This is a genomic window from Halorubrum rubrum, from assembly GCF_024494685.1.
Taxonomy (GTDB): domain Archaea; phylum Halobacteriota; class Halobacteria; order Halobacteriales; family Haloferacaceae; genus Halorubrum; species Halorubrum rubrum.
Genome location: NZ_JANHDM010000001.1, coordinates 386,513 through 400,523 on the forward strand (window position 1 = coordinate 386,513; position 14,011 = coordinate 400,523).

Annotated in this window: 12 protein-coding genes; 4 read left to right on the forward strand and 8 right to left on the reverse strand. The window is 67.1% G+C overall.

What is annotated here, in order from left to right; all coding sequences use genetic code 11:
- Positions 1 to 91: 91 nt before the first annotated feature.
- The 6 genes from hemL to NO889_RS02030 all read right to left on the reverse strand — a co-directional run bounded on the left by hemL (position 92) and on the right by NO889_RS02030 (position 6,490).
- Entirely contained in the window at positions 92 to 1,429 is a 1,338-nt protein-coding gene (gene hemL, locus NO889_RS02005; protein ID WP_256410570.1) for a glutamate-1-semialdehyde 2,1-aminomutase, read from the reverse strand.
- A gap of 103 nt (positions 1,430 to 1,532) precedes the next feature.
- Positions 1,533 to 1,970, reverse strand: a complete 438-nt coding sequence (locus tag NO889_RS02010; RefSeq protein WP_256410571.1) for a hypothetical protein — start codon at positions 1,968 to 1,970, stop codon at positions 1,533 to 1,535.
- A 94-nt stretch (positions 1,971 to 2,064) separates the two neighbouring features.
- Positions 2,065 to 3,738: an ammonium transporter gene (locus NO889_RS02015; protein WP_303653022.1), complete on the reverse strand. Its 1,674-nt coding sequence runs from the start codon at positions 3,736 to 3,738 to the stop codon at positions 2,065 to 2,067.
- Positions 3,739 to 4,279: 541 nt separating this feature from the next.
- The gene (gene radA, locus NO889_RS02020; RefSeq protein ID WP_256410573.1) at positions 4,280 to 5,311 is read right to left on the reverse strand and encodes a DNA repair and recombination protein RadA; all 1,032 of its coding nucleotides are present in this window, start codon (positions 5,309 to 5,311) and stop codon (positions 4,280 to 4,282) included.
- A gap of 151 nt (positions 5,312 to 5,462) precedes the next feature.
- Positions 5,463 to 5,963: a TrpY family transcription regulator gene (trpY, locus tag NO889_RS02025; RefSeq protein WP_256410574.1), complete on the reverse strand. Its 501-nt coding sequence runs from the start codon at positions 5,961 to 5,963 to the stop codon at positions 5,463 to 5,465.
- A gap of 56 nt (positions 5,964 to 6,019) precedes the next feature.
- Positions 6,020 to 6,490: a DUF1440 domain-containing protein gene (locus NO889_RS02030; RefSeq protein ID WP_256410575.1), complete on the reverse strand. Its 471-nt coding sequence runs from the start codon at positions 6,488 to 6,490 to the stop codon at positions 6,020 to 6,022.
- A 170-nt stretch (positions 6,491 to 6,660) separates the two neighbouring features.
- On the opposite strand from NO889_RS02030, the gene NO889_RS02035 reads away from it, so the two are divergent.
- Positions 6,661 to 8,850: an ATP-dependent DNA helicase gene (locus NO889_RS02035; protein ID WP_256410576.1), complete on the forward strand. Its 2,190-nt coding sequence runs from the start codon at positions 6,661 to 6,663 to the stop codon at positions 8,848 to 8,850.
- A gap of 38 nt (positions 8,851 to 8,888) precedes the next feature.
- Here the strand turns inward: NO889_RS02035 and NO889_RS02040 are convergent, their stop codons facing one another.
- On the reverse strand, positions 8,889 to 9,248 hold the full coding sequence (locus NO889_RS02040) for a DUF7473 family protein (RefSeq protein WP_256410577.1): 360 nt from the start codon (positions 9,246 to 9,248) through the stop codon (positions 8,889 to 8,891).
- 56 nt (positions 9,249 to 9,304) lie between these two features.
- Positions 9,305 to 9,865 (reverse strand): TATA-box-binding protein, encoded by a 561-nt coding sequence (locus tag NO889_RS02045; RefSeq protein ID WP_256410578.1) that lies wholly within the window; start codon positions 9,863 to 9,865, stop codon positions 9,305 to 9,307.
- A gap of 518 nt (positions 9,866 to 10,383) precedes the next feature.
- On the opposite strand from NO889_RS02045, the gene rdfA reads away from it, so the two are divergent.
- The 3 genes from rdfA to NO889_RS02060 all read left to right on the forward strand — a co-directional run bounded on the left by rdfA (position 10,384) and on the right by NO889_RS02060 (position 14,009).
- On the forward strand, positions 10,384 to 10,995 hold the full coding sequence (gene rdfA / locus NO889_RS02050) for a rod-determining factor RdfA (RefSeq protein WP_256410579.1): 612 nt from the start codon (positions 10,384 to 10,386) through the stop codon (positions 10,993 to 10,995).
- A gap of 46 nt (positions 10,996 to 11,041) precedes the next feature.
- Complete coding sequence (locus tag NO889_RS02055; RefSeq protein WP_256410580.1) at positions 11,042 to 12,979, forward strand: archaea-specific SMC-related protein; 1,938 nt, start codon at positions 11,042 to 11,044, stop codon at positions 12,977 to 12,979.
- A gap of 127 nt (positions 12,980 to 13,106) precedes the next feature.
- Positions 13,107 to 14,009, forward strand: coding sequence for an HpcH/HpaI aldolase/citrate lyase family protein (locus NO889_RS02060; protein WP_256410581.1), 903 nt, complete (start codon positions 13,107 to 13,109; stop codon positions 14,007 to 14,009).
- Positions 14,010 to 14,011: the final 2 nt, after the last annotated feature.

A 14,011-nucleotide genomic window follows, 5' to 3' on the forward strand; every position in this document is an offset into this window, starting at 1 on the left:
CGATGTATACACCCAACGGACTTCGGTGTTTCGACGCCGAAAAACGGTGATACGCCGGTGTGGTGTGACTCGGAAGACACGCCGCTTCCGCTCAGATCGCCTCGCGGTACGCCTCGAGCGTCGTCTCGACGTCCTCCTCGGTGTGCGCGTAGGAGGTGAACTGGCACTCGAACTGGTTGGCGGTGAGGAAGACCCCGCGCTCTTTCATCTCCTGCCAGAACACCCGCTCCCAGCGGTCGGTGGCGGCGTTCGCGACGTCCGCGCCGGTCTTCGGACAGGCGTCGTAGCGGTCGCAGTCGGGGTCCTGGAGACAGCCGCCGGCACAGCAGTCGTCGGGGTCGTCGGGAGCCTCGCGGGTGAAGACCGTCTTGAACATCGAGTCGGTGCCGACGACGGTGTACTCGGGCGCGCGCTCGGCGCAGATCTCCGCGATCCCCTCACGGAGCTTCCGGCCGAGCCGATTCACGTGGTCGTACACGTCGTTCTCGGCGGCGTACTCCAGCGTGGCCTTCCCCGCGGCCATCGTGACCGGGTGCCCCGAGAACGTGCCGGACTGGAAGACGTCGCCGGCGGGCGTGAACCCCTCGAGTATCTCCGCTTGCCCGCCGATCGCGCCGACCGGGAACCCGCCGCCGATTATCTTCCCGAACGTCGTCACGTCCGGGGTGACGCCGAACTTCGACTGTGCGCAACCGAGCCCGCCGACGCGGAAGCCCGTGATCACCTCGTCGAAGATCAGGAGCGACCCGTAGTCGTCACAGAGGTCCCGCAGCGTCTCGTGGTAGCCGTCGATCGGGGCGACGATCCCCATGTTCGCGAGGATCGGCTCGACGAGAACGGCCGCGATGTCGTCGCCGTGTTCGGCGAACACCTCCGTGGCGGCATCCGGGTCGTTGAATGGGATCGGCAGGGTGTGCTCGGCGAACGACTCGGGGATCCCCGCCGTCGACGGGTGGGGATCATCGGGGCCGCCCTCCACGAGCGTCGACTCCTGTGCGCCGTGGTAGCCCCCCTGCATCACCACGACCTTGTCGCGGCCGGTGTGGCCGCGCGCCAGCCGGACCGCAGAGACGGTCGCCTCCGTGCCGGAGTTGACGAACCGGATCGACTCGACGCTCGGGACGTGTCGTGCCACGAACTCGGCGTGCTCGACTTCGACCTCCGTCGGCGCGCCGTACATCGGTCCGGCGGCGACGTGCGACTGGATCGCCGCCTCGACCGGTTCGGGGAGGTCGTGACCGTACAGCAGGGGACCGTACCCCATCACCCAGTCGATGTACCGGTTGCCGTCGGCGTCGATCACGTGGCCGCCGTCGCCGCGTTCGACGAAGAAGGGGTGCGGCATCGTCGCCCGGACCGAGGAGTTGACACCGCCGGGCATGACCGACAGCGCGCGGTCGTACAGTCCGCGGGAGCGCTCGTGGTTCATGCCCGACGCTTCGACCGCCCCGTGGAAAGGTGTTACCGAGTCGGCCGCGGTCGCCCCCGTTCCTCCGGCGCCGGCTCCCCGTCATCCCCGCCGGACCGACGGCCTACATCCCGTCGTCGCTCCGCACCATGATCCCGCCGCTGACGAGCATGAGCAGCGCGAGCGCGACCATCCCGAGGTCCCACGGCATCGCCGCGGTCACCGTCGCGTCGCCCATCGCGCCGCCCATTCCCCCGCCACCCATGCCGCTCCCGTCCATCGTGCCGTCACCACCCATCCCGCCCGCCATGCCGGTCGCCAGCGCCGCCTGGGTGGCGGGCATGCCGACGGCGTACGCGACCATCAGCCCGCCGCTCGTCGCGTCGTCGAGGGGGAGGGTCGGCGCGAGGAGAAGGGCGCCGTGGACGACGACCACCGCTCCGAGCGCGAGCATGAGCCACGCGGTCGCCGTCATGCGCGTCGCGCCGGCGGCGCTCGCGAGCGAGTACCCGCCGGAGGCGAACGCGATCGCCGCGCCGTACAGCCGGGTGTCCGAGACCATGCGGTACGTGACGACGGCGGGAACAAAAGGGTTGGTCGGTCGTGTGTCGATCCCGCGAGGCGGGTCGGTTCGCGAGGAGAATCGCCCCCGCCGACTACACCGCCTCGGGACCGCTCGCGCCGGTCCGGACCTGAAGCGCGTCCTCGACCGGCAGGATGAACACCTTGCCGTCGCCCGGTTCGCCCGTCTTCGCGGCGCCGGCGATGGCGTCCGCGACCTCGTCCGCCGGGATGTCGGCGACGACCACGTCGACTTTCACCTTCTGGTGGAGGTCGACGGTGAACTCCTCGCCGCGCCACTGACCCGTCTTCGCGGGCTGGCTGCCGCGGCCGGAGACGTTCGTCACGGTGAGCGACGGTGCGTTGATCTCCGCGAGCGCCTGCTTGATGGCCCCGAGCTTGTCGGGGCGGACGACGGCGGTGACCATCTTGATCCCGGAGCCTGCCACCTCGCCGCCGTCGGCGCGCGGGGAGTCGGTGGATTCTGTCGTGTCGACGACGGCGGGTCCGCCGTCGGTCGCGACGCGGTCGCCGCCGAACTCGGGGTAGGTCTCGACGCCGTGCTCGGAGATGTCGAGCCCCTCCTGCTCGTGTTCCGCGGTGACGCGCGCCTCGCCCAGGATCTTGAGGACGAACCAGACGATGGCGGTCGCGGTGAGCGTCCAGCCGCCGATGATGACGACCCCGGTCAGCTGCGCGATGAAGTGCGCGCCGATGCCGGCGCTGAGTTCGCCGGGCGCGGCGACGAACGGGAAAAGCAGCGTTCCCAGCACGCCGGCGCTGCCGTGAACGGGGAACACCGCGCAGACGTCGTCGACCTTGAGCGTGTCCGAGACGAACTCGAAGACGAGGGGGAGCTGTGCGCCGGCCAGGAGGCCGACGACCAGCGCGCCCCACCACGCCGTGGTGTCGGGGATGGCGGTGATGCCGACGAGCCCCGCGAGCAGCCCGTTGGCGACGTAGAGCGTATCGACCTTTCCGGTGCGGAGCCACACGACGAGCGCGGCGCCGATCCCGCCGGCCGCCATCGCGACCGTCGTCCCCATCGCGACCAGGTTGAGCGTCAGCGTGTTGAACACGCCGCCGCTGACGACGGAGGCCGTGCCGACGTTGAAGCCGTACCAGCCGAACGCGAGGATGAGCGTTCCGAGGACCGCGAACGTCAACGAGTGGCCGGGGATGACGTTCGTGGAGCCGTCCTCGGCGTAGCGGTCCATCCGCGGTCCGAGGACCGCAGCGGCCGTGAGGCCCGCGATACCGCCCATACCGTGGACGATCATGCCGCCGGCGAAGTCGTGGAACGCGGTCCCGGTGAGCAGTTCGACGAGGCCGGTATCGGCGGCCGACCAGGTGAACGCGATGACCATCGGGTAGATGACCGCGGCCAGGAGGAAGGTGTAGATGACGTACGCGCGCAGCTTCGCGCGGCCGGCGACGGCGCCCGACACGATGGTCGCGGCGGTCATCGCGAAGACCGCGCCGTAGAGCCAGTTGACGTACGGCCCGATCGTGCCCTCTTCCACGGCGAGTTCGCCGCCGGAGAACAGCGTCCCTGCGGCGGACGCAACGCCGGGTGACCCGTTCACCAAGCTCGTGAACGCCGTGCCGATCAGGAAGAACACCGTCACCCCGACGCTCCACGTCAGGAGGTTCTTCGTCAGCTGGTTGGCGACGTTCTTCGACCGCACCTGCCCGGCTTCGAGCATCGCGAAGCCGGCGTGCATGAAGAAGATGAGGAACGTCACGACGAGGATCCACGTCCCGTTCATGGCCGAGGCGAACGTGCTCGGGTCGATCGAGGCGAGAACGTCGGTCGTCACGCCTCGGTCACCCTTACTGAACGCATGTCAGGTTCAAACCGCGTTTCGATCATGTTCATGTGTTGAATCACGTTTCGACACCCAGGAACGACCATATATAAACGTTAGAGTTGAGTTTCACAAAAAATGTTCTTGATAATACACCGAGTGTAAGATATAAAGACAGTACTATGTAATATAAGGACGTTTAACTCGGGATTCACCAGCAATAATTGCGGTGAAATCGGACGGATGTTGTGTCAACTTTCCGTTTGGTTCGTCGAGATCGGTCGGGATACGCCTCATCGGGCGGGTGCGCGCCCGATCGTGGCGAGTTTTGCCGAGCAGGGATCGACGGACCGACCGATTCACGCGGCGTATCCGTCGATATCGGATGATTCGGCACGTGAGATAGAAAATTGACGTTTGTCAACCTGGGATCGCGTCGGGGGATCTCACGTTCGGTGTCTCCCGATCGTCCGATTCGTCGACTCCGAGGGCGAACCCGTCCTTACTCCGGTTTCAGTCCCTCGCCCTGGACGCGCATCACGGCCTCGCCGTCGGCGAGGTTCGGCGCGTCGACGAGCCGGACGATCCGCTTGTTGCCCTTGGACTTGCGGAGGTAGATCCGGAACGTCGAAGCGTGACCGAGGATGTTGCCGCCGATCGCCTGCGTGGGGTCGCCGAAGTAGGAGTCGGGGTTCGACGCGACCTGGTTGGTGACGAGGATGGCGGTGTTGAACAGGTCGCCGATCCGCATCAGGTCGTGGAGGTGTTTGTTGAGCTTCTGTTGACGCTCGGCGAGCTCTCCCCGGCCGACGTACTCGGCGCGGAAGTGGGCGGTGAGCGAGTCCACACAGACGATCCGGATGGGCCACTCGCTCTCCTCGCGTTCGCCCGCGAGCTCCTTGGCCTTCTCGGCCAGCAGGATCTGGTGGTTGGAGTTGAACGCCTTCGCGACGTGGATCTGATCGAGGAAGGCGTCGATCAGCTCCTCCATGGCCTCCTCGTCGTCAGGGGAGCCCTCGATCTCGCGCCGCTCCATCTCGTCGGCGAGGACGTCGTCGTCGAGCCCGCGAACCATGTCGTCGATCCGCTCCGGCCGGAACGTGTCCTCGGAGTCGACGAAGATGCAACCGCCCTCGAGGCCGCCGTTCTCCTTCGAGAGCTGGACGTTGACGGCCATCTGGTGGGTGACCTGCGACTTCCCGGAGCCGAACTCGCCGTACACCTCGGTGATCGACTGGGTCTCGATGCCGCCGCCGAGCAGGTCGTCGACCTCGTCGATCTGCCAGGAGAGCTTGCCGATCTCCTGGCGGCGTTCGAGGACGGTCGCGCCCGTCTCGAACCCGCCGACGTCGGCCGCGTCGCGGGCGGCGTTGATGATGTCCGAGGCGGACGACTCGCCGATGTCGGCGGTGTTGGACATCTCGCCGGGGCTCGCGACCGCGATGGACTGGTAGCTCTCGAATCCGTTCTCGACGAGTTTGTCCGCGGTCGCCGGGCCGACTCCTGGGAGGTCCTCGAGTTCGTCTTCAGGCATGTACACCCGGCTTGTGCGGCTTCGGATATAAACCCTGGTTAACACCCGAGTGAAAGTGAACGCAGGAGGAACGAACGGGTCCCGAACGACAGAGTCGTGGACGGCGACCGCGCGGTCCGCGGATCCCAAACGCACGCCGGTACACCGCGATTCAGAAGCCGACGCGGCGGACGTACCCCAACTCGCGGATCTCGACGAGCAGCTCGCCGGGGAGCTCGGCGTCCGTGATCACGTACAGCTTTGGGTCGTCGGTGAACTCCGGATCGTCGCTCAACACCTGGCGGATGGGGACGTCGTGGTCGGCGAGGATCCCGGTGACCTCGGCGACGATCCCCGCCTCGTCGGCCGCGGCGACCTCGATCGTGAGAACGGTGAGGTCGAGGACGGGGGCCAGATCCATCAGGCTCGGGATCGACGAGATGTTGGTGAAGATGCGCTTCAGCTCGGGGTCCGCGAGGATCGCGTCGGTCGTGGAGTCGACCACGCGCCGGTCGACGTCGAGCTCGCGGGCGATCCCCGTGTACGGGATCTCGATCCCGCCGGAGACGACTCGCCCCTCCTCGTTGACGGAGAACCCGCGCTCCAAGAACAGCCGGATGACGGCCTGCTGGCTCGGGGACCCCTCGAACTTCTCGAGGATCTCGTCGAACATTCGTTGCTACGGATCCGCACCGTGAGGGGTTAAAAAGCGGGGTACCGTCGCGACGGTCAGTTGGCCATCGACGAGTAGACGCCGCCGAGAACCGTTCCGTAGACGACGTGACCGACGAGGCTCTCGACGCCGACGTTCGGGAGCGGCGGCGCGCCGGGGAACCCGACGGCGCCGAGCCAGATCGGCATCACGATCACCGCGAGCGCGACCCAGACGAGGAGGCCGTAGCCCGCACCGACGCCGAGACTCGTCCCGATCGAGTCGCCGATATCCGGCTTCAGGCCCGCGATCACGGCGAATCCGAGACCGATGACGGCACCGTGGGACATGTGGATCACCCAGCCGAGGGCGCCGGCGGGGCCCTCGATGCCGTACATGGCGGGGATCCCCATCTGTAGGACGCCGGGAGTCATCACCGACATCATCGCGCCGAACACGAGTCCGCCGGCCAGCCCGCCGGCCACCCCCGCTTGCCAGTGTCCGGTGTCGGTCGATACGTCGGTCGCCGTTGCGGTTTCGGTTGCCATATCCAGCCCGTCGCGCGATAGCCGGTAATAAACGCCGGTAGTGTGCGCTCGTTCCGCACGGGACCTCAACGGATATATACGGTGAGTCCCAACTATATTGGATCTCGTCGATCGACCACTTCCGCCGGGGTACCCCACCCCTTTTGCCCGATGCCGACGAAACTGCGACCGTGTCAGAGTCGCCGCACCTCCGGTTCTTCCCGTACGAGGAGCCGTACCCGAACCAGCGCGAGGCGATGGACCGAGTCGTCAACGCGCTCTCTCGGGGCCAGGACGTGCTGTTCGAGGGCGCGCCGGGGACGGGAAAGACCCTCTCCGCGCTCGTGCCCGCGCTCGAGCACGCGCGGGAGAACGACCGAACGGTCGTCATCACGACGAACGTCCACCAGCAGATGCGCCAGTTCGTCGAGGACGCGCGGGCGATCACCAGAACCGAACCGATCCGCGCGGTCGTCTTCAAGGGGAAGTCCTCGATGTGTCACATCGGCGTCGACTACCAGGAGTGTCAGACCCTCCGGGACGCCACCCGCTCGATGGTGGAGACGGAGTCGGAGAAGCGCGAGCTCGAGCAGCGCCAGCGCGAGCTGCTCGCCGAGAGCCGGGAGGGCGATGCCGGAGCCGCGGAGGCCCGCGAGGCGATCATGGACGAGCTCGATGACCTCGAGGGGGAGCTCGACGAGTTCGAGACGACCAACGTCTGCGAACGCTACCACAACAACCTGACGCAGGACACGGACGGCTTCTTCGAGTGGCTCTTCGAGGACGTGCGGACCCCGGAGGACGTCTACGAGTACGCGGAGGAGCGCGACCTGTGCGGATACGAGCTGTTGAAGGAGGGGATGGAGGGCGTCGACCTGGTCGTTTGCAACTACCACCACCTGCTCGACCCGAACATCCGCGAGCAGTTCTTCCGGTGGATCGACCGCGACCCCTCCGAGATAATCACCGTGTTCGACGAGGCGCACAACGTCGAGGACGCCGCCCGCGAGCACGCCTCGCGGTCGCTGACGGAGAACACCCTCGAGGCCGCCCTCGAGGAGCTCGCCGACAGCGACGACTCCCGCGCCGAGCCCGCCGAGAACGTGCTCTCGACGTTCCGCGACGCCCTCGTCGACGCGTACGACGGGGCGCTCGGGTTCGGCGCGCGCGAGTCCGTCGGCGAGGGCTGGGAGGACGTGTCGATCGCCAACGACGACCGCCGCGACGACCTCACGCTCGCCTTCCTCGAGCGGTACGAGGGTCGGGGGATCGATCCCGAGCTCGAGCTGGCCGTCCAGCTCGGGAAGGCGCTCGACGAGGAGTACGAGCGCGCCTATCGCGAGGGCGAGACGACGAGCCGGGCGGAGTGTCGCACCCTCCAGGCCGCCCGGTTCGTCGCGACGTGGATGGAGGAGGGGACCGCGCTCGGCCAGTATCCCGTCGTCTCCGTGCGCCGCGACGGGGGAAGCGACGAGGTGTACGGCCGCGCCGAGCTCTACACCTGTATCCCGCGGTCGGTCACCTCGGCGCTGTTCGACGAGGTGGCCGCCTCGGTGCTGATGAGCGCGACCCTTCGCCCCTTCGACGTGACCGAGGACGTGCTCGGCGTGGAGGACGTCGCCACCCTCGCGTACGGGATGGGGTACCCCGACGAGAACCGGCGGACGTTCGCGGTCGACACGCCGCCGCTTTTCGCCTCCGAGCGGAACGACCCGGAGACCCAGGAGGCGGTGGCCGGGCTCCTCCGCGACGCGATCCGGTTCACGCCGGGCAACACGCTCGTCTTCTTCCCGTCGTACGGCGAGGCCGAACGCTACCACGAGCGGCTCGGCGGCGACGGCGGTCTCGCGGGCGCGGACCTCGGCTCGCTGTACCTCGACGGCTCGGGCGAGGACGAGGAGGCGCTCCGGCGGCGGTTCGTCGCGAGCGACGGCGCCGCGCTCTTCACCTCACTGTGGGGGACGCTCGCGGAAGGGGTGAGCTTCGACGGCGACGACGCCCGCACGGTCGTCGTGGTGGGCGTCCCGTACCCGCACCTCTCCGACCGGATGGAGGCGGTCCAGGACGCCTACGACCGGGCGTTCGCCGACCGCGACCGCGCCCGCGACCCCGGCTGGGCGTACGCCGTCGAGATCCCGACGGTCCGGAAGACGCGGCAGGCGATCGGCCGGGTGATCCGCGGCCCGGACGACTTCGGCGTCCGGATCCTCGCCGACCGGCGGTACACGACCGCCGACATGGGAAAGTACTCCGTGCGCGGCGCGTTCCCGCCGGAGGAGCGCGAGGAATTGCTCGACGTCGACCCGGAGAAACTGAAGTTCGCGATGTTGAACTTCTACGGCGACCACGACGCCTACGACGGATCGCCGCTGCAGCCGTGAACGGCCGTCTCAGTGGACCTCGAAAGCGCGACGCCGAGTCACGCCGGGCGCGTCGAGAGCAGCAGTGCGATCCCGCCGAGAACGACCCCGACGAGGATCGTGACGGCGGCGTGGATGACGGTCATGACGGCGACGACCCGCGGCGGCTGCTCGTAGCTCCACTTGAACATGACGGCGTCGAGGGCGAACGCGACCGTCACGGTCACGGCCGCCGGGACGGCGAACCCCCCGCCGACGACGCTGACGGCGGCGGGGAGCGGGCCGACGTACAGCGCGCGCCGCGGGTCGACGTCGCCGAGGACGTTCCGGGCGGCCACGTGGGCGGTGACCGAGAGGAACAGCGCGAAGATGACGGTCGTCACGAGCACCGAGACCGGCGTCACCGTCTGAGCGGGCATACCCGCCGTAGGCGGCGGAGGCTAAAAGAGCCGACGGGATCCGGGCGCGCGTCGCGTCATTCGAGGAGGCCGAGTCCCGACAGCTCCTCCACGATCACGTCGACTGCGGCGGCCGCGTCCGCCGGATCCGTGCCGCCGGTGACGACGAGCTTCCCGCTGCCGAAGAGCAGGGCGACGACGTCGGGTTCCTCGATCCGGTAGACGAGTCCGGGGAACTGCTCCGGCTCGTACTCGATGTGCTCCAACCCGAGCCCGATGGCGATCGCGTTGAGGTTGAGGCTCTCGCCGAGGTCGGCGGACGTGACGATGTTCTGGACCGTGATCTCGGGGTCGTCCTCGATCGGTATCTGGAGGGCGCGGAGTTTCTCGAAGACGATGTCGAGGCTCTCGTGGACCGCCTCGGTCGAGTTCGCGCCGGTACAGACGATCTTTCCGGAGCGGAAGATGAGCGCCGCCGACTTCGGGTTCGCGGTCCGGTAGACGAGTCCGGGGAACTGCTCGGGGTCGTAGTCGGCGCCCTCGAGGTCCATCGCGACGCTCTGAAGGTCGAGTTCCTGCCCGATCCCGGTAGAGGCGACGACGTTCTCTATCGTGATCGTGTCCTTCGGGTCGGCCATTCGCTCGAACGTATGACGGTCAAGCTTTTAAAGGGGTCGGTAGGTGGGAGCGACGACGGCGGTGACGAAGCCGAAAACGATCCGAAATACAACGAAAAAATAATATATGCTACTTTGATAATTCTGGCGGCAGATCGTTCGTCGACCAGACGCGCGACGACCCGGACGAAGACGATCCGATCTCCGGTATTCGACGACTATCACCGGCATTTTGCCCGATTTTACCGTGACTCGGGGATGATCGTTGAACCGAGTGTGGATTCACGAGTATCGATCGGATCCTCATCAGTCGGAAATCGAACGCGGCTCTCGCCGGCGAAACGGATGGTTATACGCATTTCATCCCACAGAACGCGATCGAGGATGACGACGAGGGTTCGACGCCGAGATAGTATAAGAAATCGAATTAGTATTCTAAAAGAAAATATTTAGTATGTTTTTCAGTGGGAGGAGCCGGTCGGGTCGAGCACACTGCTTTACACCAGTACTTTTGTAAAGCAAGGGGTCGGATCGGACGTATGGACGGTTCCGGATCCGGTTCGACGAGCAAGGTCGAGCGGACGATGAACGAGTACGGCCTCGAAGGCCTCGGCGAGGAGCTGGAGGCCGCCTGGACGGGCGAGGACGGCGACCGAACCAGTCTGCGATCGCTCGCCGAGGAGTTCAATCGGACGGTTCTCGGGGCGGCGATGCGAGAGGTCGACGGGTCGGTGACGCGCTCCGACATCGAGAGCGCTCATCGGACGCTCACGGACGAGGAAGCCCCGCCGGCGGAAACCCTTCGAACGCGGCGGGAGCTCGAACGACTCGGGGTCGACGTGGACGCGGTCCGCGAGGACTTCGTAAGCCACCAGACGATCCACACGTACCTCACGGCCGAGCGGGAGGCTCGACCGCCCGAGGAGGGTGCGAACCGACTCGACGAGCGACGGGAGACGATCGAGCGCCTCGCGGGGCGGACGGAGGCGGTCGCCGAGTCGGCCGTGGGGGCGCTCGTGGACGCGGGCGACCTCGCCGAGCGTCCGTACGAGGTGTTCGTCGACGTTCGAGTGACGTGTGGAGCCTGCGGGACGGACTACCGGGCGGGGGAGCTGCTTCGGCGAGGCGGATGCGGTTGTGCGGCCGAGTGACGACGAGACACAAGTATTTACTGACGGGGGGGTGTGCGCCTACACGATGGCACGGAGCGAAGTGGCGTTGGAGTCAGTTCAGGTACGCGCACGGAACGTCGGCGGGATCGACCGGACCGCGGTCGACCTCTCCTCCGGCGTGACACTGTTACGCGGGCGAAACGCCACGCATCGGTCCTCGTTCCTACAGGCGATCATGGCGGGACTCGGAAGCACTCGCCCCTCGCTGAAGGGGGACGCCGACGAAGGGGAGGTAACGATCGACGTCGACGGAGAGACGTACACCAGGACGCTGACGCGACGCGACGGGAGGGTCGTCTTCGAGGGAGACCCGTACCTCGACGATCCGACCGCTGCGGACCTGTTCGCGTTCCTGCTCGGCGACAACGAGGCGCGGTTGGCCGTCGCTCGAGGGGAGGACCTTCGGGAGGTCATCATGCGCCCGATCGACGTGGACGCGATCGAGGCGGCGATCGAGGAGCGGACGCGCGAGCGGAACGAGATCGACGATCGGCTCACCGAACTCGAAGGGATCGAAGCGGAACTCCCGCGCCTCGAGTCGAGACGAACGACTCTCCGGGAGCGACTGGACGAGAAGCGGACGGAACTCGAGGAGGTGGAGGAGGCCATAGAGCGGGCGGACGCCGACCTCGAGGAGAGCCGCGAGCGGCGCGAGGAGGTCGACGACGCGTTCGAGGCGGTGCGGCGAGCACGGTCGGAGCTGGAAGACCTCCAGTTCGAACGCTCCACCGAGGAGGCGACCGTCGAGGAGCTCGAATCGGAACGTGTGGAACTCGAAGAGGAACTTGATGGGATCGACGTACCGGAGACGGACCCGGACCGGATCGATGACCGGATCGACGACCTCCGCGAGCGGAAACGGGACCTCGACGACACGCTCGGGGAGCTCCGGAGCGTGATCAACTTCAACGAGGAGATGCTGGCCGACGGAGAGGTCGAGATCGACCTCGCCGGCGACGGATCCGAGAGCGACGTGACCGACGCGCTGGTCGCCGACGCGGACCGAACCGTCTGCTGGTCGTGCGGATCGCGGGTCGATCGGACCGCGATCGAGGAGACGATCGAGCGGCTCCGGAGTCTCCACGAGACGAAGCTCTCCGACCGGAACGAGCTTCAGAGCCGGATCGGCGAGCTCTCGGAGCGGCGGTCGGCGGTCGTGGAGCGGACCCGGCGGATCGAGCGGGCGGAAGGGCGGCTGGCCGACGTGACGACCGAACTCGCGGAGTGTCGCGACCGGATCGACGAGTTGGAGACGGCGATGGACGAGAAGCGAGACGAGATCGAACGACTGGAGACGGTCGCGCGGGACGCCGGGGGCCCCGACTACGACGAGGTCATCGCGCTCCACCGCGACGCCACCGAACTCGAACTCGAGATCGAGGGGATAACGGCCGACCTCGAGGAGGTCGATACGGAGATCGACGAGACGGAGTCGGCGATAGCGGAGCGGGACCGCCTCGAGGACGAGCGGGAGACCCTCACGGAGGAGCTGGTCGATCTCCGAACGCGCGTCGACCGCATCGAGGCCGACGCGGTGGAGTCGTTCAACGAACACATGTCCGCCGTCCTCGACATCCTCGAGTACGACAACATCGAGCGGATCTGGATCGAACGGCGGGAACGGGACGACACGAGCGGACGTGGGACGGCCCGGACGGAGTCGGAACTCCACGTCGTCCGATCCAACGACGAGGGGGCGAGCTATCAGGACTCCGTCGCACACCTCTCGGAGAGCGAGCGTGCGGTAACCGGGTTGGTGTTCGCGCTGGCGGGGTACCTCGCTCACGAGGTGTACGAGGACATGCCGTTCGTGCTGCTCGACTCGCTCGAGGTCATCGACGCCGACCGGATCGCGCGCGTCGTCGAGTACTTCGAGGAGTACGCCGAGTACCTCGTCGTCGCGCTCCTTCCGGAGGACGCCTCGGCGCTCGACGACGGCTACGACGTCGTCTCCGAGATCTGACCGACCGATCCCGTGGTTCGACACGAGAGCGTCGCCGGTCGACGCGGACGCGTCACGATACGCCCGATCGGGAGCGAATATTCGTTGCGTGCGTGGGTTTTTATTTCGGGATGTGGATCCGCTATCCATGAACCTCAGACGCACGCTCCTCATCACGCCCGCCTCGGACGAGGACCTCATCCGGAAGGGACGCACGACCGACGCTGACGCGTTGTTCCTCGATTTAGAGGACGCCATCCTCTCGGAACGGAAGGTCCAGACCCGGAACGGCCTCGTCGAGTTCCTCGGCTCGGATCCCGAGATGGACAAATCGATCGCCGTGCGGATCAACGCCGTCACCACGAAGTGGTGGTACGAGGACCTGATCGAGACGATCACCGCAGCCGGCGAACACGTCGACAGCCTCATCGTCCCCAAGGTGTCTCGGGTCGAACAGCTCCACGCCGTCGACCTGCTGTTGCGACAGGTGGAACGAAACGCCGGAGTCGAACCCGGCGACATCGGGCTGATCCCGCAGCTCGAGAGCGCGACGGCGATCAACAACGCGACGCGGATCGCGCGATCGGTGGACCGACTCACCGCCCTCCTCTTCGGGCCGGGCGACTACGCGGCGAGCATCGGGGTCGGGCAGACGGGCGACGGCGGGGAGGTGGGCGGACACTGGGAGTACGCGCGTTCCCGAGTGGTGAACGCGGCGAGGGAGGTAGGGATACAGGTGATAGACGGGATGTACCCCGACACCGGCGACACGCAGGGGTTCCGCGCGGCGTGTCAGGCGAGCCGCGCCCTCGGGTTCGACGGCAAGACCGTCGTCCACCCGAACCAGATCCACATCGCGAACGAGATCTTCACGCCGAGCCCGCAGGACGTTCGGCGCGCGCGCCGGATCTACGAGGCGTACACCGCGTCCGACCACGACGAGCCGGGGACCGTCGAGGTCGACGGACAGGTGATCGACGAGGAGACGTTCGAGATGGCCGAAGAGATCGTCGAGAAGGCGACGGAGGCGGACGAACTGACCGACCTCTGACG